We start from the raw sequence: 22,055 nt of genomic DNA, 5'->3' as shown, positions 1-22,055 counted from the left end.
CCGCCGCCATGAATAGAACTCTCTACACCGCGCTGTTTTACCTGGGGCTGCCATTGGTGGCGATTCGGCTATGGCTGCGTTCGCGCAAGGCGCCGGCGTATGCCAAGCGGATTGGCGAACGTTTCTCCTATGGGATGCCGACGCTGCAACCTGGCGGCATCTGGGTCCATGCGGTGTCGGTGGGCGAAAGCATCGCGGCCGCGCCGATGATCCGCGCGCTGCTGCAACGTTATCCACAGCTGCCGATCACCGTGACCTGCATGACGCCGACCGGGTCGGAGCGCATCCATGCGATGTTCGCCGACGAACCGCGCATCCAGCACTGCTACCTGCCTTACGATTTGCCGTGCGCGGCGGCGCGTTTTCTCGATCGCGTGCAGCCGAAGCTGGCGGTGATCATGGAAACTGAACTCTGGCCCAACCACATTCACCAATGCGCCAAACGCGGGATCCCGGTGGCTTTGGCCAACGGACGCTTGTCCGAGCGTTCGGCCAAAGGCTATGGCCGGTTCAGCAAACTGACCGCGCCGATGCTCGCCGAAATGAGCCTGTTCGCCGTGCAGACCGAAGCGGAAGCCCAGCGTTTCCGTGATTTGGGCGCACGCCCTGAGACAGTCGAAGTCACCGGCTCGATCAAGTTCGACCTGACCATCGACCCGCAGCTGTTGCAACGCGCCGCTGAACTGCGCGGCCAATGGCAGGCGCAGGAGCGTCCGGTGTGGATCGCCGCCAGCACCCATGAAGGCGAAGACGAGGTGGTGCTGAACGCACATCGCCGTTTACTGGCCAACCATCCCGATGCGTTGCTGATTCTGGTGCCGCGCCATCCGGAGCGTTTCAACTCGGTGTTCGAACTGTGCCAGCGCGAAGGTTTCACCACCGTGCGTCGTTCGACCGGCGTCAACGTCGATGCCACAACGTCGGTGCTGCTCGGCGACACCATGGGCGAGTTGCTGTTTCTCTACGCCCTGGCCGACAGCGCGTTTGTCGGCGGCAGCCTGGTGCCCAACGGCGGACACAACCTGCTGGAACCGGCGGCCCTGGCGAAACCGGTGATCAGCGGCCCGCACCTGTTCAATTTCCTCGACATCGCCGCACAACTGCGCAGCGCCGGGGCGTTGGCCGAGGTGGATGACGCCGAAGGCCTGGCGACAGAAGTGCAGCGACTGTTCGAACTGCCGCGCGACGCACAGCGCATGGCCGAAGCCGGATTGAGCGTGATGCGCCGCAATCAGGGCGCGTTGCAGCGCTTGCTTGATGGCCTGGGAAGGTTGATCGACCGCCCATAAAAAAACGCAGCCTCAGGGCTGCGTTTTTTGTTTAAGGCCGGGCCTTGAGCTGTGCTTCCGCAGCCTTGGCCAGATCCGGCGGCAGGAAATCCTTGTCCGGGTTGTAGTCGGCTTTCAGATAACGTGTCAGGTCCTGCAGATCGCCCGGGTTCAAGGTGCCCGCCGCCTGCTTCAGGCGCAGGTTGTCGAGAATGTAGTCGTAACGGGTGTTGTTGTAGTTGCGCACCGAGGTGTAGAGCTGGCGCTGGGCGTCGAGCACGTCGACGATGTTGCGCGTCCCCACCTGATAACCGATTTCCGTGGCTTCCACCGCGCTCTGGTTGGAGATGATCGACTGGCGGCGCGCCTGCACCTGCTCGACGTCGGTGTTCACCGCGCGATGCAGATTGCGGGTGTTTTCCACGATCTGCCGGCGCAGGCTTTCGCGCTGCTGCTCGCTCTGATCCAGTTGCGCGTAGGACTGGCGCACCTGGGAGCTGGTCAGCCCGCCGCTGTAGATCGGGATGTTCAGTTGCAGGCCCACGGTGCTCTGCTCGACGTTGCCACTGTACGGCGTACCGAAGGCATTCGGGTTGGCGAATCCGAGGGCGTCGTTGTCGCCTTTTTCGTATTTGGCCACGGCGTCGAGGGTCGGCAAGTGGCCGGCCTTGCGTTGCTTCAGCGTTTGTTCGGCGGAGCTCACCGCAAAGTTGCTGGCCAGCAGGTTGAGGTTCTGTTTCGCGGCGGTGTCGACCCAGGCCTTGGCGTCGTTCGGCGCCGGCGGCAGGATCGGCAGGGTGTGGACGATGCCCTGGATCGAGTTGTACTGGCGGTTGGTCAGGGTGATCAGCGCTTCGAACGCATCATCGACCTGACGCTGGGCGACGATCCGGTTGGCGCGTGCGGTGTCGTAACTGGCTTGCGATTGCAGCACGTCGGTCTTGTCCGACAGGCCCACGTCGAAGCGCTCGTTGGACTGGTCGAGCTGGCGCTTGAACGCGGCTTCTTCGGCTTTGGTCGAGGCCAGGTTGTCCTGGCTGCGCAGCACGTTGAAATAGCTTTCGGCCGATTGCAGGATCAGGTTCTGCTCGGTGGCCGAGAGTTGCAGCGCGGCTTGCTCGTTGACGTCCTTGGCGGCCTGGTACTGGAACCAGCGATCGGCGCGGAACAGCGGCTGAGCCAGTGTCGCCTGATAGGAGTGGGCGCTGCGGTTGGCGGTGGCCGAAGGCTGGTCGATCGAGGTGCGCACATTGGCGGTTTCGGCGCCGCCGGAGAGGTTCGGCAGCAATCCGGCGCGGGCCTGTGGCACCACTTCTTTCTGGGCGCCGTACTGGGCGCGGGCGGCGGCCAGATCGGCGTTGTTGTCGACCGCTTCCTGATAGACGCTGACCAGATCGGTCTTGGTCGACAAGGGCGCTTCTGCTGCCCAGACCATTGCGTTGGACGCACAAGACACGGCAACAGCCAGTGAGAGTTTGCGCAGCATGAGGCGATCCCTAGCGTGAATATTATGGAAATAATCCGGGCGCCAAAGGTAGGGCGCGGGCACTGCATCGTCAAGGCTTGGCGCCAAGGCGTGGCAGGGCAAGGCGAGTGTAGTTGTGCATTGAGGCGCTCACAATCCTGTCGGCCGCCGCAATTGCGCCATTCATCATGGTGTTTGCCACGGTGTTGGCGTTCTTTGCCGGTTGTGTCTAGACTGGCCGGGTTCTTGTCGGGGTGCCTTGCTATGAGGCTGAGATCGAATAATTTCGGATCCCGTTGAACCTGATCAGGTTAGCGCCTGCGTAGGGAACAAGATTTCTCGTCACCCGGCGAGTCCTCTTGTGCTTCGTCCGGGAAATTGTTCGACAATCGAACGCTCGACGACGATGCACAGCACCAGTCCTGGTGCGTCCGTGCCTTTCAGGTTCTGCTCCGACAATCCACTGCCTGGATGCTGTCTGGAGAGCCCGTGATGACTACAAAATCTAAAAACGCGATCAACCTGAGTGACTCGGCCAAGGTCGATGAACAGTCGGTTCAACCGTTCACCCGTTCGCAAAAAGTCTACGTTCAGGGCTCCCGCCCGGACATCCGCGTGCCGATGCGCGAAATCACCCTCGATGTGACCCCGACCGACTTCGGCGGCGAAATCAACGCGCCGGTCACCGTCTACGACACTTCCGGCCCGTACACCGATCCGAACGTGGTGATCGATGTGCGCAAAGGTCTGGGTGACGTGCGTTCGGCGTGGATCGACGACCGTGGCGACACCGAGCGCCTGCCAGGCCTGAGCTCGAACTTCGGCCAGCAACGCCTTGCCGACGCCGAACTGACCAAACTGCGTTTCGCCCACGTCAACAACCCGCGCCGCGCCAAGGCCGGGGCCAACGTCAGCCAGATGCACTACGCCCGCCAAGGCATCATCACCGCCGAGATGGAATACGTCGCCATCCGCGAAAACATGAAGCTGCAAGAGGCCCGCGCCGCCGGCCTGTTGAAGCAGCAGCACGCCGGTCACAGCTTCGGTGCGAGCATCCCGAAAGAAATCACCCCTGAGTTCGTGCGTGAAGAAATTGCTCGCGGCCGCGCGATCATCCCGGCCAACATCAACCACGTCGAACTGGAACCGATGATCATCGGCCGCAACTTCCTGGTGAAGATCAACGGCAACATCGGCAACAGCGCACTGGGTTCGTCCATCGAAGAAGAAGTGGCGAAACTGACCTGGGGCATTCGCTGGGGTTCGGACACCGTCATGGACTTGTCCACCGGCAAACACATTCACGAAACCCGCGAGTGGATCATCCGCAACTCGCCGGTTCCGATCGGCACCGTGCCGATTTATCAGGCGCTGGAAAAAGTGAATGGCGTGGCCGAGGACCTGACCTGGGAGCTGTTCCGCGACACGCTGATCGAGCAGGCGGAGCAGGGCGTCGACTACTTCACCATCCACGCCGGCGTGCTGTTGCGCTACGTGCCGCTGACCGCCAAACGCGTGACCGGCATCGTTTCCCGTGGCGGTTCGATCATGGCCAAGTGGTGCCTGGCGCACCACAAAGAGAACTTCCTCTACACCCACTTCGACGAAATCTGCGAAATCATGAAGGCCTACGACGTCAGCTTCTCGCTGGGCGACGGCCTGCGTCCGGGCTCGATTGCCGACGCCAACGATGAAGCGCAATTCGGCGAACTGGAGACCCTCGGCGAGCTGACCAAGATCGCCTGGAAACACGACGTGCAATGCATGATCGAAGGCCCGGGCCACGTGCCGATGCAGTTGATCAAAGAGAACATGGACAAGCAGCTGGAGTGCTGTGACGAGGCGCCGTTTTACACCCTCGGCCCGCTGACCACCGACATTGCACCGGGCTACGACCACATCACCTCCGGCATCGGTGCGGCGATGATCGGCTGGTTCGGTTGCGCGATGCTCTGCTACGTGACGCCGAAGGAGCACTTGGGTCTGCCGAACAAGGATGACGTGAAGACCGGGATCATCACCTACAAGATCGCCGCTCACGCCGCGGACTTGGCCAAGGGGCATCCGGGCGCGCAGATCCGCGACAACGCCTTGAGCAAGGCGCGGTTCGAATTCCGTTGGGAAGACCAGTTCAACCTTGGTCTGGACCCGGACACCGCCCGTTCGTATCACGATGAAACCCTGCCGAAGGACTCGGCGAAGGTCGCGCATTTCTGTTCGATGTGCGGGCCGAAATTCTGCTCGATGAAGATCACTCAGGAAGTCCGCGAATACGCGGCCAACCAGCGGATCGACGCGGTCGACGTGGACGTCGCCCAGGGCCTGGCGGAACAGGCCGAGCGGTTCAAGAAGGAAGGCAGTCAGCTGTACAAGAAGGTTTGATCTGACCTGAGTCGGGCGGCGTTCGCGCCGCCGCGATGACGATCAAAAAAACAACAAATGTCCCTCTGAGATAACACCCTTGAGCATTCAACCCGGTACTTATTCCCCCGACCTCGCCGTGCCCGCCGACAAGCGTGTATTCGGCGGTCGCGATCTGTTTTCCCTGTGGTTCTCCCTCGGCATCGGCCTGATGGTATTGCAGACCGGTGCGTTGCTGGCGCCAGGGCTGGGCCTGTCGGGATCGCTGCTGGCGATCTTCCTCGGCACGCTGGTCGGCGTCCTGTTGCTGGCCGCCGTTGGCGTGATCGGCAGCGACACCGGCCTGTCGTCGATGGCCGCGCTGAAACTCAGCCTCGGCCGCCAGGGCGCGAGCCTGCCGGCGCTGCTCAATCTGCTGCAACTGATCGGTTGGGGGTCATTCGAGATCATCGTCATGCGTGACGCCGCCAGCCTGCTCGGCACCCGTGCGTTCAGCGAGGGTTCGCTGTGGGCCAGCCCGATGTTGTGGACCTTGTGCTTCGGTGCACTGGCGACGCTGCTCGCCGTCAGCGGTCCGCTGACGTTCGTGCGCAAGATCCTGCGCAAATGGGGCATCTGGCTGATTCTGGCCGCGTGCATCTGGCTGACCTGGAACCTGTTCGCCAAGGCCGATCTGAGCGCCTTGTGGGCGCAGGCCGGGGATGGTTCTATGCCGTTCGCCGTGGGCTTCGACATTGCCATCGCGATGCCGCTGTCATGGCTGCCGCTGATTGCCGACTACTCGCGTTTCGGCAAGAAGGCGAAGAACGTGTTCGGTGGTACGGCGATCGGTTTCTTCATCGGCAACTTCTGGCTGATGAGCCTGGGCGTTGCCTACACCCTGGCCTTTGCGCCGAGCGGTGAAGTCAACGCGTTGCTGCTGGCGCTGGCCGGTGCCGGTCTGGGGATTCCGTTGCTGCTGATCCTGTTGGACGAGTCGGAAAACGCCTTCGCCGACATTCACTCGGCAGCGGTTTCCAGCGGGATTCTGTTGCGTCTGAAAGTCGAGCATCTGGCTTTGGCTATCGGCGTGATCTGCACCCTGATCGCCTTGCTCGCGCCACTGGCGCAATACCAGAACTTCCTGCTGTTGATCGGCTCGGTGTTCGCGCCGCTGTTCGGCGTGGTGCTGGTGGATCACTTCATCCTGCGCAAGCGCAGTGGCCAGGTGGCTTCGGCCGCGTTGCGCTGGCCGGCGCTGTTGGCCTGGCTGGGTGGCATCAGCACCTATCATCTGCTGGCCAATCTGTATCCGGATGTCGGCGCAACCCTGCCGGCGCTGGTCCTGGCAGGGCTGCTGCAGCTCGTGCTCGGTCGGGCTTTCAGTTACGGCCGGGAAACAGCTCGGGCTTGATGATGCCGTTCAGGCGCGGGTAAGGGATCTTCAGTTCGACGTGGCCCAGCGCATAAGGCGCGATAGTGGTCACGTCGTACTTGAGGATCACGCCGCCGTAAGTCAGCGCCACGTGCGGGGTTTTGACGAACGGCCAGTTCTTCACATATTCCGGTTCCTGATCCAGCTTGGTGCTGATCAGCCAGCTGTTATGCGCGACTTGCGCAGCCTTCCAGAAGGCCTCTTCCTGACCCGGCACCAACATATCCGACAGGCTCAGCACCTTGTGCTGCTGGCGCGAATAGTTGATGAAGCCACGACCCGGTGTGCCATGGGCGCCGCCGGTATCCAGGTAGCTCGACACTTCGACAATCACCAGACCGTCATGCTGCTCGCGTACTTTCGCCTGCAAATAGCTGCTGTTGCGCGGGCCGGCAGTGCGCAGGAACTGCTCGCGGTAGGCGGCCAGGGTCGGCGCCACCGGTGCATCCGGCGCTGTGCGGGTGAATTGCAGCAGGCGTTTTTCGATGATGCCATCCAGTGCAGGCTCTGCCGGGAAGTGCAGGGTGTCGATGTTCACCAGCGGGCAATCCGGGTTGGAGCAACCGGGTTTCAGCGTTTCCGAGGCATCGCGGGTGGTTTCCAGCGGCGTGCGGTAGTTGGGCTGGAACAGGCTGGCGCAAGCGCCCAGGGTCAGGGCGATGGCGGCCACGGAGGCAATTTTGAAAAGCGACATGGGCGTCCTTTCTGAAACAGGGGAAGGCAAAAAGTTACCGCTTCGACTCTCTACGAAGCAGTCAGTTCGCCACTAAGCTAATTAGAGTGGGTTTCACCTCCACCGTCCATCCCGCTGACGGTAAAGGGGCTGCATCAAACGTCACGGGCGCGTTAGGATGGCGCGAAGTCGAGGTTGCAGGTAGCAAAAATGAACCTCGTATAGGATTTGCAGTAAACGAGGATGCTCATGACCGATTTTGCCAAAGCCATTCCGTCCGCCATCGACATCGTGCGACGCGAGCAATGCTACAAGGGCTTCTACAAGCTCGATCGCGTGCATTTGCGCCATGAATTGTTCGCCGGTGGCATGAGCCGCGAGATCAATCGTGAAGTGTTCGTGCGACACGACGCCGTGTGCCTGCTGCCCTACGATCCGCAGCGCGATGAAGTGGTGCTGATCGAGCAGTTTCGCGTCGGCGCCATGGGCAAGACCACCAATCCCTGGCTGGTGGAGCTGGTCGCCGGTCTGATCGACAAGGAAGAAGTGCCGGAAGAAGTTGCTCGCCGCGAAGCGCAGGAGGAAGCTGGACTGGACATCAAGGCCCTGTGGCCGATGATGCAATATTTCCCGTCGCCGGGGGGCAGCAACGAGTTCGTGCATTTGTACTTGGGGCGTTGCAGCACCGAAGGCGTTGGCGGCCTGCACGGGCTGGAGGAAGAGGCAGAAGATATCCGCGTCACGGTCTGGGCCTTCGAAGATGCCCTGCAGGCTGTACGCGACGGACGGATTGCCAATGCGGCGAGCATCATCGCCTTGCAGTGGCTGGCGCTCAATCGCGCCGAAGTGAGGGGGCTATGGTCGTAAACAAACTGCGCGATCGCTATCGTGTCGACCTCGTGGGCCTGCAAGCCGCCTGCGAGGCCAACTACGCGCGCCTGATGCGACTGTTGCCGGACATGCGCCGCGAACCTGAAGCGCGGCGCATCGCCGTGACCCAGGGCGACCAGATGCTCGGCGTGCTGGCCATCGAAGTGTTGCAGGCCTGTCCGTACACCACGACCCTGCAAGTGCGTCAGGAACACAGCCTGCCCTGGCTGCCGGTGCCGCAACTGGAAGTGCAGGTCTATCACGACGCGCGCATGGCCGAAGTGATCAGCGCCGAACATGCACGACGCTTTCGCGGCATCTATCCTTACCCCAACGCGGCCATGCATCAGCCGGACGAAAAGGCCCAGCTCAATCTGTTCCTCGGAGAATGGCTGAGTCATTGTCTGGCCTGCGGTCACGAGTACGCTGCCGTTCGATAGCTTCGATAGCTGTGATAACAGCGGCAAGTTGTGAACTGCGTCCGGTTCGGCGGTTTCTTCCCGGGGGCTTCCCCCAGCATAATTGCGAACCTTTCCGACCCGGCGATCCAGCCTTGGGAGAACGCCTTGCCGAGCGTATCGACTCTGACCACCGCCGATGCGGCGTTGCTGGTGCAACTGTCCGACAGTCATTTGTTCGCCGAAGCGGACGGTGCGCTGCTGGGCATGAAGACCCGCGAGAGCCTGCAGAAAGTCATCGAACTGGTGCTCGAGCAGCAGCCGCAGATCGACCTGATCGTTGCCAGCGGTGATCTGTCCCAGGACGGCACGCTGGAGTCCTACCAGCAATTTCGTCAGATGACGGCGCAGATCGACGCGCCGGCCCGCTGGATCCCCGGCAACCACGACGAACCGCAGATCATGCAGATGGCCGCGGTACAAAGTGCATTGCTGGAGCCGGTGGTGGATGTCGGCAATTGGCGCGTGACCCTGCTCGACTCGGCGGTGCCGGGCTCGGTGCCGGGGTATTTGCAGGATGACCAACTGCAATTGCTGGCGCGTTCGCTGAGCGAGGCGCCGGATCGGCATCATCTGGTGTGTTTCCACCATCACCCGGTGTCGATCGGTTGTGCCTGGATGGAGCCGATCGGCTTGCGCAATCCCGAAGCGTTTTTCGACGTGCTCGACCGTTTTCCGCAGGCCCGCGCCGTGTTGTGGGGACATGTGCATCAGGAGATCGACCGCGAACGCAACGGCGTGCGACTGATCGCCTCGCCGTCGACCTGCATTCAGTTCGAGCCGGGCAGTGTCGACTTCAAGGTCGGCGAGCAGTCACCGGGCTATCGCTGGTTGCGGCTGTTGCCGGACGGGCGGATCGAGACGGGCGTGGAGCGTGTCACCGATTTCCGGTTCACCGTCGATTACGGCTCCAACGGCTACTGATTCAGGGGCGCGGCGCTGATTTCCTCGGGTGCTGGCCCAACACCCCCTGACTCCCTGTAAACTCCGCTTTCTTTAGCCGACACCCAGGGAGCTCAAATGTCCGGTTCGATCCTCTATATCCACGGTTTCAACAGCGCACCGGCCTCGAAGAAGGCCTGTCAGCTGGTCGAGGTGATGGAGCGGCTGGGTTTGAGCGATCAACTGCGTGTCCCGGCGCTGCATCACCACCCGCGTGAAGCCATCGGTCAGCTGGAGCAGGCAATCGCCGAACTCGGCCGGCCGTTGCTGGTGGGAAGCTCGCTCGGCGGCTACTATGCGACTCACCTGGCCGAGCGCCATGGCCTGAAAGCCCTGCTGGTCAACCCGGCCGTCAGTCCGCACCGGATGTTCGACGGATACCTGGGGACGCAGAAAAACCTGTACACCGACGAAACCTGGGAATTGACCCACGACCACGTGACGGCCCTGGCCGAACTGGAAGTGCCGGCACCGCAGGATTCGCAGCGGTATCAGGTGTGGTTGCAGACCGGGGACGAAACGCTGGACTATCGCCATGCCCAGCAGTATTACCGGGCCTGTGCCTTGCGCATTCAGGCCGGCGGCGACCATAGTTTCCAGGGGTTTGCCGGGCAATTGCCGGCGTTGCTGAGTTTTGCCGGCATTGGCGCCGATTTGTTTCAGGCAATCGATTTCACCGCGCTGTGAGCGGTTGCCCCATTAATTCCTTATTCACCGAACACTGACGACGAGACCTTATGGCCACTCCCAGCGCTAGCTCCTATAACGCCGACGCCATCGAAGTCCTCTCGGGCCTCGACCCGGTGCGCAAACGCCCCGGCATGTACACCGACACCAGTCGGCCGAACCACCTCGCCCAGGAAGTCATCGACAACAGTGTCGACGAAGCCCTGGCCGGCCATGCCAAATCGATCCAGGTCATCCTCCACGCCGACCACTCGCTGGAAGTCTGCGATGACGGTCGTGGCATGCCGGTCGACATTCACCCGGAAGAGGGTGTGTCGGGCGTTGAGCTGATCCTCACCAAGCTCCATGCGGGCGGCAAGTTTTCCAACAAGAACTACCAGTTTTCCGGCGGTCTGCACGGGGTGGGTATTTCCGTGGTCAACGCCTTGTCGACCCAGGTGCGGGTGCGGGTCAAGCGTGACGGCAACGAATACGAGATGACCTTCGCCGACGGCTACAAGGCCACCGATCTTCAGGTGATCGGCACCGTCGGCAAGCGCAATACCGGGACCAGCGTGTACTTCGCACCGGACCCGAAATACTTCGATTCGCCAAAATTCTCGATCAGCCGCCTCAAGCACGTGCTCAAGGCCAAGGCCGTGCTGTGCCCGGGTCTGCTGATCAGCTTCGAAGACAAGGGCACCGGCGAAAAGGTCGAGTGGCATTACGAAGATGGCCTGCGCTCCTATCTGGTAGACGCGGTCAGTGAATTCGAGCGTCTGCCGGACGCGCCGTTCTGCGGCAACCTGGCAGGCACCAAGGAAGCGGTCGAATGGGCCCTGCTGTGGCTGCCGGAAGGCGGCACCTCGGTCACCGAAAGCTACGTCAACCTGATCCCGACGGAGCAGGGCGGCACCCACGTCAACGGTCTGCGTCAGGGCCTGCTCGATGCGATGCGCGAGTTCTGCGAATTCCGCAGCCTGCTGCCGCGCGGCGTGAAGCTGGCGCCGGAAGACGTCTGGGAACGCATCGCCTTCGTGCTGTCGATGAAGATGCAGGAGCCGCAATTCTCCGGCCAGACCAAAGAGCGTCTGTCGTCCCGTGAAGCGGCGGCGTTTGTCTCCGGCGTGGTCAAGGACGCGTTCAGCCTGTGGCTCAACGCCAACCCGGAAACCGGTCTGGCGTTGGCGGAGCTGGCAATCAGCAACGCCGGCCGTCGCCTGAAAGCCAGCAAGAAAGTCGAGCGCAAGCGCATCACCCAGGGGCCGGCACTGCCGGGCAAACTGGCGGATTGCGCCGGGCAGGACCCGATGCGTTCCGAGCTGTTCCTGGTGGAAGGTGATTCCGCCGGCGGTTCGGCCAAGCAGGCGCGGGACAAGGAATTCCAGGCGATCCTGCCGTTGCGCGGCAAGATCCTCAACACCTGGGAAGTCGACGGCAGCGAAGTGCTGGCCAGCCAGGAAGTGCACAACATTGCCGTGGCCATCGGTGTCGATCCGGGCGCCGAGGACATGAGCCAGCTGCGTTACGGCAAGATCTGCATCCTCGCCGACGCCGACTCCGACGGTCTGCACATCGCCACGTTGTTGTGCGCCTTGTTCGTCCAGCATTTCCGCCCGTTGGTGGATGCCGGTCACGTCTACGTCGCGATGCCGCCGCTGTACCGTATCGATCTGGGTAAAGAGATTTTCTACGCCCTGGACGATGCCGAGCGCGACGGGATCCTCGACCGTCTGGTGGCCGAGAAGAAGCGCGGCAAGCCGCAGGTCACCCGATTCAAGGGTCTGGGTGAAATGAACCCGCCGCAACTGCGTGAAACCACCATGGACCCGAACACCCGGCGTCTGGTGCAGCTGACCCTCGGGGCGGACTTCGCCGAGACCTCGGAAATGATGGACATGCTGCTGGCGAAGAAACGCGCCGGTGACCGCAAGACCTGGCTCGAGTCCAAGGGCAACCTCGCCGAGGTCCTGGCCTGATGCGGTTTGGCTGGGCCTTGGCGGGTGCGTTGCTGCTGGGGTCGATGACGGCGTCGGCGGAGCCAGTGCAAGAACTGCGCGTGCTCGCCGAACACCCGGTCGAAGGCATGCGCGGCGGCAATCTGTCGGGGCTGGCCCTGTGCGGCAACGAGCTGTGGACGGTGTCGGATCGCGATGATGATCAGATCTACCGTCTCGATACTCGCGATCCCGTCTGGCAGGCGACTGCCGTGCGCATCGATCCGCCGCCAGTCCCCGACAGCGGTTTGCCGTGGGGCATCAAGTCTCGGACCTGGGCGGCGTCGTTCGTTCGCGGCGGAGACCTGGATTTCGAAGGGATCACCTGCGACAGCGCCGGCAATCGCTACATTGTCAGCGAAGGCCACGCAGCCGTATTGCAAGTACCGCCGCAAGGGCCGTCGTCATGGCTGAAAATCTCGCCGATGATGGTGCGCGAAGCGCGGGCCAGTGGCCTGCTGCTGCAATTCAATGCGATTTTCGAAGGCCTGGCGATCAATCCGGCGGGCGATCAGATGTGGCTGGCCGCCGAACGGCAAAGCCGTGGTTTGTTGCTGATCAAGCGCCAACAGACGGTGTGGGACTGTGACGGTCGCTGCGTGTTGCTGAGCGAAGGCGGGATGGAAATGCAGCCGCCGCAGTTTCCCAAGGCCAGACCGGTCAATCGGGATTTTTCCGACCTGTCATTGTTCAACGGCAAACTGTTTACCCTTGAGCGCAACGCCTACCAGATCTGTCGTCGCGATGCGCAGACGGCCAAGGTCGAGCTTTGCTGGTCGTACGCGGCCGAGCTGTTGCAGGGCAATCGTCGTTACGCGCAGAACTTCGGGCTGGAAGAGGCGCTGGTCGTCGATGCTCAAGGCGCCTGGATCGGCGTCGACAACAATTTTGGTCCTCGCGCCGATGGCGAGGTCCGCCCGATTGTCTGGCGCTTTGCCGCGCCTGAGGGTGGCTGGAGCGCCAAGCCATGAGTCAGCAACCGCCGGGCAAGCGCGCCGGGCGTGTGCTGATGATTCTGGCCTGGTGCGCGGCGCTGTTTCTGGCCACGCGGTTTTTCGGCCAGTGGGAAGACCGCCAGCGTAATCCCAATGCAGAGGTGACTTCGCAGCAGGGCAACGGCTATATCGAAGTGAAACTGATCGGCAACGCCCAGGGACATTTTGTCGTCAGCGGCCTGATCAACGGTCGGCCGGTGGAGTTCATGCTCGACACCGGCGCGACCGATGTGGCAATCCCGGCGGAGGTGGCGAAAAGCCTGAAGCTGGAAGAAGGTTTCGGTGTGACCCTGAGCACGGCCAATGGCCTGAGCCAGGGCTATCGCACCCGTATCGACCGCCTGCAACTGGGCGACATCGTGCTGCGGGACGTCCGCGCACTGGTGGCGCCCGGTCTGCATGGTGATCAGGTGCTGCTCGGCATGAGCGCCCTGAACAAACTTGAATTTACTCAGCGCGGCGGCACCATGCTGCTGCGCCAGACAACGAACCGATGAGGCCCGCATGAGCGACAACCTTGCAGACAGCTTAGATGGCGTAGAACGCCGGTCGCTGGCTGACTTCACCGAAAATGCCTACCTCAACTACTCCATGTACGTGATCATGGACCGTGCCTTGCCGCATATCGGCGACGGTCTGAAACCGGTACAGCGGCGTATCGTCTACGCCATGAGCGAGCTGGGGCTGGACGCCGATTCCAAGCACAAGAAGTCGGCGCGTACCGTCGGCGACGTGCTCGGCAAGTTCCACCCCCACGGCGACTCGGCGTGCTACGAAGCGATGGTGCTGATGGCCCAGCCGTTCAGCTATCGCTACACGCTGGTGGACGGCCAGGGCAACTGGGGTGCGCCGGACGATCCGAAATCCTTCGCCGCCATGCGATACACCGAAGCGCGGCTGTCGCGTTACTCCGAAGTGCTGCTCAGCGAGCTGGGCCAGGGCACCGCAGACTGGGGCCCGAACTTCGACGGCACCCTTCAGGAACCGCTGGTTCTCCCTGCGCGCCTTCCGAACATCCTGCTCAACGGCACCACCGGTATCGCCGTGGGCATGGCCACCGACGTGCCGCCGCACAACCTGCGCGAAGTCGCCACCGCGTGCGTGCGCCTGCTCGATGAGCCGAAAGCCACGGTCGAACAGCTCTGCGAGCACATTCAGGGCCCGGACTACCCGACCGAAGCGGAAATCATCACCCCGCGTGCCGACCTGCTGAAAATGTACGAAACCGGCAAGGGCTCGGTGCGCATGCGCGCTGTGTACCACGTCGAGGACGGCGACATCATCGTCACCGCGCTGCCGCACCAGGTCTCCGGGGCCAAGGTGCTGGAACAGATCGCCGCACTGATGCAGGCCAAACCGTCGAAAGCGCCGCAGATCGCCGACCTGCGTGACGAGTCCGACCACGAAAACCCGTGCCGCATCGTGATCATCCCGGTCAACAGCCGTGTCGATCACGAGGCGCTGATGCAGCACCTGTTCGCCAGCACCGAGCTGGAGTCGACCTATCGGGTCAACGTCAACATCATCGGTCTGGACGGCAAGCCGCAGCTGAAAAACCTGCGTGCGTTGCTGGTGGAGTGGCTGGAATTCCGCGTGCTGACCGTGCGTCGCCGCCTGCAGTTCCGCCTCGACAAGGTCGAGCGTCGCCTGCACCTGTTGGACGGTTTGCTGATCGCCTACCTCAACCTGGATGAAGTGATCCACATCATCCGCACCGAGGAACACCCGAAAGCCAAGCTGATCGAGCGTTTTGCCCTCAGCGAAATCCAGGCCGACTACATCCTTGATACCCGTCTGCGTCAGTTGGCGCGTCTGGAAGAGATGAAGCTGCGCGACGAGCAGGACGAACTGCTCAAGGAACAAGCCAAACTGCAAGCGCTGCTGGGCAGCGAAGCCAAGCTGAAGAAACTGGTGCGCACCGAGCTGTTGAAAGACGCCGAAACCTACGGCGATGACCGTCGGTCGCCAATCGTCGAGCGCACGGAAGCCAAGGCGCTGACCGAGCACGATCTGCTGCCGAACGAGAAAGTGACCGTTGTGCTGTCGGAAAAAGGCTGGATTCGTTCGGCCAAGGGCCACGAGATCGACGCCACCGGCCTGTCGTACAAGGCCGGCGACGGCTTCAAGACTTCGGCGGCGGGGCGTTCGAACCAGTCAGCCGTGGTCATCGACTCCACCGGTCGCAGTTACTCGGTGGCCGCGCACACCTTGCCGTCGGCACGGGGCCAGGGCGAGCCGTTGACCGGCCGTCTGACGCCGCCGCCTGGCGCTACGTTCGAATGCGTGCTGATGCCGGAAGACGATGCGCTGTACGTGATCGCCTCTGACGCCGGCTACGGTTTCGTGGTCAAGGGCGAAGATCTGCAAGCCAAGAACAAGGCCGGCAAGGCCCTGTTGAGCCTGCCGAACAACGCCAAGGTGATCGCGCCGCGTCCGGTGGCCGATCGCGAGCAGAACTGGCTGGCTTCGGTGACGACCGAGGGTCGCCTGCTGATCTTCAAAATCAGCGATCTGCCACAATTAGGGAAGGGCAAAGGCAACAAGATCATCGGCATTTCCGGTGAACGAGTGGCCAGTCGCGAAGAATATGTCACGGACATCGCCGTTCTTCCGGAAGGCGCCACGCTGGTGCTGCAGGCCGGAAAACGTACCTTGTCGCTGAAAGCCGACGACCTCGAACACTACAAGGGTGAGCGTGGTCGCCGTGGCAATAAACTGCCACGGGGCTTCCAGCGAGTGGATGCGCTGCTCGTCGAAAACCTCAATTAAGCGGCCAGGAAGCGTTCGCACTCATTTCTCCTTCGGGGAAAATGACTGAGAACGCCTCTCTAGAGCGCCCGATCTTCGATTTAACCCGTAGATCGGCGCTTTGGCGCTGGAGTCGGAACGCATATTCACGGATGATATGGCCTTTCCAAGCGCCGGCGTGGCCGAGCGTTCTTCATATTTTTTGAGTATTTTCACTGTGGTCAGCCTTGTGGCGGCCACCTGGACGGGATGATGACTTCTCTGCGCCCCCTTATTTTCCTGCTCGCCGGCGTTCTTGGCCTGGCGGGTTGCAGCGTTCACCAGCCGGTGTCGCTGTATCAGCTGGACAGCGGAAGTCCGGCTCAGCCTGCGCAAAGCGCGGGCATGGCAGTTTTGCTGGGCCCTGTGGTGGTTGCCGACTACCTGCAACGTGAAACCCTGTTGCAGCGTCAGCCGGACGGCAGCCTGCAGGCATCGATCGACGGCCGCTGGGCCGGCAGCCTGTCTTCGGACATCGATCAGTTGCTGTTGCGTCAGGTCGCCGGCCATCTGGACAGCCAGCGTGTGGTATTGGCGCCGGCCACTCTGGGTTTCACCCCGGATGTGCAGGTGCTGTTGACCATCACGCGTCTGGATTCCGGCGTGTCGCAGCCGGCGATTCTCGATGCTCAATGGCGTCTGATCGACCGTCGTGGCCAGGTGCGTGACAACCGCATCGTGCATCTGCAAGAGCAGCACAGTGGCGGCACGGCTTCGCAGGTTCAGGCGCAAGGCATCTTGCTGCAACGCCTGGCCGAGCAGCTCTCTGTAGCGCTCAAGCCGTTGGCCAACCAGCCACCGGTTGCCGAAGCGCCACGCAAACCGGCACCGAAACCGGCAGCGCCGGCGGCAGAAGCCGAGAAACAACCGAAGATTCCGATGGCTTCGCCGATTCGCACCGATATGGAAGTGTTTCGCTTCTAAGGCTGGATCGAGTCAGGACAGAGCCCGCCTTGTGCGGGCTTTGTCGTTTCTGGGCGTTGGTGGTACATGCATTGATGCCTGTCTCGAAAAGCTCCCCTCACCCTAACCCTCTCCCGGAGGGAGAGGGGACTGACCGAGGTGTCTTGCGTCATTCATCGACCTGCGAAGTCTTGGCGATTATGGATTTGGCGCAGAGCGGTCTCACAATTATGGATTCGGCACAGCATGTTCAGGTCGGTGTAGATCCCGAATATCCCCCTATCAGTCCCCTCTCCCTCCGGGAGAGGGTTAGGGTGAGGGGACTCCAAAGCCTGGCGAGATCACGAAAACGCCACACACAAAAAAGCCCGCAGACAATCACTCGTCTGCGGGCTTCTTCACATCAAGGCCTCAGGCCCGGCGCTCATGCATCCGCGCCAGCTGCCGCTCGAGCATCGACGGATAAGGCTCCATCAATCGCTCCACACAGCAAGCCCCTTCAGGGCTGGCAATCGGCCGGATCCGCGCACGCTGGCGAATCAGCGCGTCATCACCGATCTTGCGCTCCACCAGCAGCAGGTTGCGGCTGTGTTGCGACAGCGCCAGGGCGTCCTGGGCGGAGTCGGTCAGCAGCAGGTCGATCTGGCTCAGTCCGAACAGTTCGTCGCCGAGGGTCAGGCCAAGCTGCAATTGCAGGGTGATTCCGCTGTCGGCGACTTCGATCTGCAACTGGTGGCCCAGCGCTCGCAGCAGTTCGCCGCAGCAGATGGCGTTGGTCAGGTAATCGTCGCCGCTGTCTTCGGTGTGGAACAGCATCAGCGTGCTGCCATCGTTCAGGGTTTCGATTTCACCCTGATACAGCGAAGCCGCCTGCTCCAGGCAGTCGCGATAGCGCTCCTGCAGCTCTTCCAGACGTGCGCGCGGCAAGCGGCGCAGTTGCTCCTGCGAACCCAGTTGCACTGCCAGCACCGCCGTGTGCTGCGGCACGCTCGGGGTTGGCTTGCGAACGGCAGGTTGCGCGGGTTCGTTCAGCGATTCGTCACGCAGATCGGCAAACGGGTCTTCGTCATCGTCGTCTTCAACGGTGCTGACCACATGGCGCGGCGCAGGCTTCTGCGCGGCCATCGGGCGGCTCTCGTCAAAGCTCGGATCGCGCAGGTTGCGCACTTCGAATTCCGGCTCGACGTCGTCGTCCTCGAACTCGGGTTCCGGCTCAGGCTCGGGAATGGTTGGTTCCGGGGCGTAACTGGCGTGCAGTTGACGGGCCAGATCGCCGATCTCGTCCTGACGCTCGATCCCCGGCGTGTATTCGTCGATCCGGCGCAGCCACACGCGCAATTGCAGCAGCGGCGTGGAGATGTGCCGGCCAAGGCGCAGGCTCAGGGCCAGGGACAGTGCCAGCAGGATCGCACTCAGAATGCCCATGCTTTGCAGGCTGATGGTCATCGGCTGCTGGAACTGATCCATGTCCAGGCTGATGCGCAGTTGCCCGGCGGTCACGTCCTGGAAGGTGATCTTGCTCTCGTACATGCCCTCGGCTTCGCCCAGCAGGCTGTGCTTGGGCCGCTGACCGGACTCGGCGAGGATGCGGTTGTCCACGCTGTAGATGGCGGCGTGGGCCACCAGCTTGTTCTTGGTCAGGTTGTTGAGCAGCACGTTGAGGCTGAGGATGTCGTTGGACACCAGCAGCTCGGTCGCGGAGGTGGCGGTCTGCGTGGTCAGGCTTTCGCCCAGCGCATCGGCCTGCTCGTGCATGGCCTGCTTGAACTGCAAGCCCATCACGCAGGCATAGATCACCAGGGCCAGGGCGACCAGGATCACGTTATGGCTGGCAATGCGTAATGCAATCGGTACACGGCGGTGGCGCAGTGCACGGAAGATCAGCAGAAAGAAGTTATCGGTTTTAACTGGCGTGGGCCGGTTCACTGAGCTCGGCTCTTTTGTCCGTGAAGTTGACGCGCAGTATAGCGACAGGCCCTAGACCGGCAAAGCGCTGGCGGTGCCCGATGGTCACTGAAAGTGGGTAGAATGCGGTTTTTTTCCAGTTGCGGGGGTGCGCGTTGCGCGAAATCGTCCTGATTAACATCACGGGAGTCGACCGTCCCGGTCTGACGGCGGCCATTACCGGTGTTCTGGCCCAGGGTGGTGTGAACATCCTCGATATCGGTCAGGCGGTGATCCACGACATGCTGTCGTTCGGCATCCTCGTGGAAATCCCCGACTCCGAGCAAGGCAAGTCGGTGCTCAAGGACATCCTGTTCAAGGGTTACGAGCTCGACCAGCAGGTGCGCTTCACCCCGGTGTCCGAAGAGGATTACCAGCAATGGGTGGGCAATCAGGGCAAGAAACGCCACATCGTCACCCTGCTGACCCGCAAGGTCACTGCCGGCCAGTTGCAGGCCGTGAGCTCGATCACCGCCAAATATGGCCTGAACATCGACCATATCGACCGTCTGTCGGGTCGCATGCCGCTGGACACGCCGGCGGACAAGGGCAAGGGCTGCATCGAGTTCTCCGTGCGCGGCGAAGCTGCCGATCCGCAGGCCCTGCGCGCCGAATTCCTCAGCGTGGCCCAGGAGCTGAACGTCGACATCGCATTCCAGGAAGATTCGCTGTTCCGTCGCAACCGTCGTCTGGCGGTGTTCGACATGGACTCGACCCTGATCGAAGCCGAAGTCATCGATGAACTGGCCAAGGCGGCCGGCGTTGGCGACCAGGTGTCGGAAATCACCGAGCGGGCAATGGCCGGTGAGCTGGACTTCCGCGCCAGCTTCAAAGAGCGTCTGGCGCTGCTCAAGGGCCTGGATGTCGGTGTACTCGATTCGATCGGTGCCTCGCTGCGCCTGACCGAAGGCGCCGAAACCCTGTTCGCCGAACTCAAGCGCCTGGGCTACAAGACCGCGATCCTGTCCGGCGGCTTCACCTACTTCGCCAAGCAATTGCAGGCCAAGCTTGGCATCGACTACGTGTTCGCCAACGAACTGGAAGTGGTCGACGGCAAATGCACCGGCGTGGCGATCGAGCCGATCGTCGATGCCCAGCGCAAGGCTGATCTGCTGAAACAGCTGGCTGAAAAAGAAGGTTTGCGCCTGGAACAGACCATCGCGGTGGGTGACGGTGCCAACGACCTGCCGATGCTGGCGATTGCCGGTCTGGGTGTGGCGTTCCGCGCCAAGCCGCTGGTCAAACAGTCGGCGAAACAGGCGATCTCGACCCTCGGGCTGGATGGCGTGCTGTACCTGCTGGGCTTCCGGGATCGCGACGGGCAGCTCTGACAACGGCACAGGATCGCAGCTCCCGGCTGCGGTCCTGGCTCAAAGGGATTTCCACAACGAGTCGAAATCCTCCTCGCTCCCGCCATTCTGCGCGGCCTCCAGCGAGCGATAGGCAAACTGATTGAAACTGTGGGTGCTCGCCACCCGCCGATCCAGCCCGGCGCGGTGCTCTTCGCCCTGGGTGTTGATCATGACTTTACTGCCTTCCTGAAACGGCAGTCGTGGCGCCAATAGTGTCGCGGGCAAGTCGATGGCGCTGATTTCCGGCAACAACAAACCCCGCAAGTAATGGCTGTGATCGTCCCGCGTGCGCACCAGTTGCAAGCCGCAGGGCTGGGCGTGTGGCGCCACCAGTTCGATGCCCATTTGTGTCCCGGCACCGCGCACCTGGCGGATCCAGCGCACCACGGCAATGCTCCAGCCCTGATTCGTGGTGTCCTGGATGCCGACCATCTCCCCGGTCTGCAATTCGGCAGGCACTTCTTTTGGCCACGCCAGGCAATAACCGCCGGGGCTGTGGTTGATGACGGGCAACGCATAGGTCGGGTAATGCGGCGGGCTGTCAGCGTCGCCTTCGTCGTCGGCCAGCGGTTCGTAGCGGATTTCCTCGTAAGGCAGGAAGTCGTCGGACTTGCTCTGTGGGGCTGCATCGAATGCCTGACTCCAGCTGTCCTTTTCGCCTTGGGCCACCGCGCGGCTGAAGTTTGCGGCGCGTGAACCGGGATGCCGGAGCAGTTCGCTGAAGGTGCGTTCGCCACCCAGATAGAAGTGCAGGGCGCTCATGCCCACACATACGGTCAGGTTGCCCTGGCCGACGGTGCGCTGGAAGCTGCGCTCGGCGGCTTCGCCCCAGGTGGCATGCAGATGTTGCAGGGTGTCGAGTGTCAGGCCGGCCGGCACTGGCAGCGGTGTCGAGGTGTCCTGATGCAGCAAGTGGGCTTCGATGGCATCGACCAGCGGTTGCGGATCGAAGCCGAGCAGCCCCGGCTGTTGTTCGCTGCGAAATTTGCTGCGATAGCGCGGACCTGCGTCGATCTCCGCAGAAATGGCAAACAGCCCTTCGCCCGAGGCACCGGGATGGAGTTTCAACCAGGCACTCCACGGCTCAAGCACCTGCGCGAGTTGGGCGATCGGGTTCTGGCGCAGTTGATTGCAGCGGGCGCTGCCCAGCAGCAGGGCGGCGATGTAGGTCTGTTCGACGCTCAGTTCCCCGGCGAGGCTGGCCAGGTCATCACGGACCCGACGGTGTTGCAGCTGCAAGTCGCAGGCGCAGCGAAACAATTGGTGCAATTCAAACCACAGCTGTTCCGGCGCCGGGCTGTACAACTGCGTGGCGCGCACCAGTTGCCCTTTCAGCGCATGGGTGGCGCGTTGCAGCGCCTCGCTCAGCAGAGTCGCCCGATCCTTTGTGTATTTGGGCGCGATCCGCAGAACGATCTGTTTGTAACCGATGGCCAGTTGGCTTTGCAGCGCCTGGCACAGGTTGCTGATCTTGCGTGAACGCTCATCGAGCATGATCGCCTGATGCAGAAAGTGCCGCTCAAGGTGCTGGCAGACGAAGTACACCTCGGGCCGCAGCAGTTCCAGCAGATGCAGACGATTGTCACTGGGCGTCAGCAATTGATTGAGTTCGCCAAGGCCCTGATAAAGCTGGCGCGCGGTTTCGCCGATGTTGGCTTTCGGCAGGCCGGCGATCCAGCGTTTGAGATCGCGCGGAGTCGCTTCACAGAACGACAGGCGCAACTGAGTCGGCGTCGGGGCGCTCAGTGGTGGTTGGGATCGAGGCTCACTCATGCCGTGACCCGCTCCGGCGGCGAATAGGACGATGCCAAAAACTCTAGCAGTTGTGGTCTGTTTCGCAGGCGTTTGTCAGGCTTTTTTACCGTTGGTCTGCTGGCTTGGTGCCATTTCGGCAGGCGCTACTAGGCTCTTTGGCGTGCGATCGGAAACGCACGGTTGCATGGCTTGCCGCACACGTCGG

17 protein-coding genes and 1 riboswitch are annotated in these 22,055 nt (G+C 62.2%); of the genes, 13 read left to right on the top strand and 4 right to left on the bottom strand.

Going from position 1 to position 22,055, the window contains the following annotated elements; all coding sequences use genetic code 11:
* Positions 1–8 precede the first annotated feature (8 nt).
* Entirely contained in the window at positions 9–1,289 is a 1,281-nt protein-coding gene (gene waaA / locus AC1RR7_RS12365) for a lipid IV(A) 3-deoxy-D-manno-octulosonic acid transferase (protein ID WP_493157544.1), read from the top strand.
* Between the two features lie 31 nt (positions 1,290–1,320).
* On the opposite strand, the gene AC1RR7_RS12360 is transcribed toward waaA, so the two are convergent.
* Complete coding sequence (locus AC1RR7_RS12360) at positions 1,321–2,754, bottom strand: TolC family outer membrane protein (RefSeq protein WP_102620150.1); 1,434 nt, start codon at positions 2,752–2,754, stop codon at positions 1,321–1,323.
* A gap of 219 nt (positions 2,755–2,973) precedes the next feature.
* Positions 2,974–3,079: riboswitch (TPP riboswitch) on the top strand.
* A 146-nt stretch (positions 3,080–3,225) separates the two neighbouring features.
* Here AC1RR7_RS12360 and thiC point away from each other — a divergent pair.
* Together thiC and cytX are read left to right on the top strand one after the other, a co-directional pair.
* The gene (thiC, locus tag AC1RR7_RS12355) at positions 3,226–5,115 is read left to right on the top strand and encodes a phosphomethylpyrimidine synthase ThiC (protein ID WP_096819845.1); all 1,890 of its coding nucleotides are present in this window, start codon (positions 3,226–3,228) and stop codon (positions 5,113–5,115) included.
* A 79-nt stretch (positions 5,116–5,194) separates the two neighbouring features.
* Positions 5,195–6,487 (top strand): putative hydroxymethylpyrimidine transporter CytX, encoded by a 1,293-nt coding sequence (cytX, locus tag AC1RR7_RS12350; protein WP_192559617.1) that lies wholly within the window; start codon positions 5,195–5,197, stop codon positions 6,485–6,487.
* Here cytX and AC1RR7_RS12345 read toward each other — a convergent pair.
* Positions 6,456–7,202: an RsiV family protein gene (locus AC1RR7_RS12345; RefSeq protein ID WP_096819843.1), complete on the bottom strand. Its 747-nt coding sequence runs from the start codon at positions 7,200–7,202 to the stop codon at positions 6,456–6,458. The genes cytX and AC1RR7_RS12345 overlap by 32 nt on opposite strands.
* A 228-nt stretch (positions 7,203–7,430) precedes the next feature.
* On the opposite strand from AC1RR7_RS12345, the gene AC1RR7_RS12340 reads away from it, so the two are divergent.
* From AC1RR7_RS12340 to AC1RR7_RS12300, 9 genes are all read left to right on the top strand, one after another.
* The gene (locus AC1RR7_RS12340) at positions 7,431–8,048 is read left to right on the top strand and encodes an NUDIX domain-containing protein (RefSeq protein ID WP_096819842.1); all 618 of its coding nucleotides are present in this window, start codon (positions 7,431–7,433) and stop codon (positions 8,046–8,048) included.
* Positions 8,039–8,491, top strand: coding sequence for a DUF1249 domain-containing protein (locus AC1RR7_RS12335; protein WP_096819841.1), 453 nt, complete (start codon positions 8,039–8,041; stop codon positions 8,489–8,491). Before AC1RR7_RS12340 ends, AC1RR7_RS12335 begins: the two co-directional genes overlap by 10 nt.
* Before the next feature lie 126 nt (positions 8,492–8,617).
* Positions 8,618–9,433: a 3',5'-cyclic-AMP phosphodiesterase gene (gene cpdA, locus AC1RR7_RS12330; protein ID WP_273538407.1), complete on the top strand. Its 816-nt coding sequence runs from the start codon at positions 8,618–8,620 to the stop codon at positions 9,431–9,433.
* 96 nt (positions 9,434–9,529) lie between these two features.
* Positions 9,530–10,138: a YqiA/YcfP family alpha/beta fold hydrolase gene (locus AC1RR7_RS12325; protein ID WP_085711138.1), complete on the top strand. Its 609-nt coding sequence runs from the start codon at positions 9,530–9,532 to the stop codon at positions 10,136–10,138.
* Positions 10,139–10,188: 50 nt separating this feature from the next.
* Positions 10,189–12,096: a DNA topoisomerase IV subunit B gene (gene parE / locus AC1RR7_RS12320; protein ID WP_457382956.1), complete on the top strand. Its 1,908-nt coding sequence runs from the start codon at positions 10,189–10,191 to the stop codon at positions 12,094–12,096.
* Entirely contained in the window at positions 12,096–13,085 is a 990-nt protein-coding gene (locus tag AC1RR7_RS12315; RefSeq protein WP_192559620.1) for an esterase-like activity of phytase family protein, read from the top strand. The genes parE and AC1RR7_RS12315 overlap by 1 nt, the downstream gene beginning before the upstream one ends.
* Positions 13,082–13,606 carry a retropepsin-like aspartic protease family protein gene (locus AC1RR7_RS12310; RefSeq protein ID WP_096819837.1) on the top strand — a complete coding sequence of 175 codons (525 nt, stop codon included), beginning with the start codon at positions 13,082–13,084 and terminating at the stop codon, positions 13,604–13,606. The genes AC1RR7_RS12315 and AC1RR7_RS12310 overlap by 4 nt, the downstream gene beginning before the upstream one ends.
* Positions 13,607–13,613: 7 nt before the next feature.
* Positions 13,614–15,878: a DNA topoisomerase IV subunit A gene (gene parC, locus AC1RR7_RS12305; RefSeq protein ID WP_096819836.1), complete on the top strand. Its 2,265-nt coding sequence runs from the start codon at positions 13,614–13,616 to the stop codon at positions 15,876–15,878.
* Between the two features lie 231 nt (positions 15,879–16,109).
* Positions 16,110–16,820 carry a PqiC family protein gene (locus tag AC1RR7_RS12300; protein ID WP_102620143.1) on the top strand — a complete coding sequence of 237 codons (711 nt, stop codon included), beginning with the start codon at positions 16,110–16,112 and terminating at the stop codon, positions 16,818–16,820.
* A 390-nt stretch (positions 16,821–17,210) separates the two neighbouring features.
* Here AC1RR7_RS12300 and AC1RR7_RS12295 read toward each other — a convergent pair whose 3' ends face one another.
* Complete coding sequence (locus AC1RR7_RS12295; protein WP_102620142.1) at positions 17,211–18,725, bottom strand: AhpA/YtjB family protein; 1,515 nt, start codon at positions 18,723–18,725, stop codon at positions 17,211–17,213.
* Between the two features lie 134 nt (positions 18,726–18,859).
* Here AC1RR7_RS12295 and serB point away from each other — a divergent pair, with 134 nt between their 5' ends.
* Entirely contained in the window at positions 18,860–20,074 is a 1,215-nt protein-coding gene (gene serB / locus AC1RR7_RS12290) for a phosphoserine phosphatase SerB (protein ID WP_096819833.1), read from the top strand.
* Positions 20,075–20,113: 39 nt separating this feature from the next.
* Here the strand turns inward: serB and AC1RR7_RS12285 are convergent, their stop codons facing one another.
* Entirely contained in the window at positions 20,114–21,868 is a 1,755-nt protein-coding gene (locus tag AC1RR7_RS12285) for a cyclic-di-GMP receptor FimW-related protein (RefSeq protein WP_493157540.1), read from the bottom strand.
* Positions 21,869–22,055: the final 187 nt, after the last annotated feature.

Source organism: Pseudomonas sp. GW821-FHT11G12 (assembly GCF_058808055.1).
The sequence above is the reverse complement of the archived record's forward strand: the minus strand, read 5'-3'. Positions and strand labels throughout refer to the sequence as shown.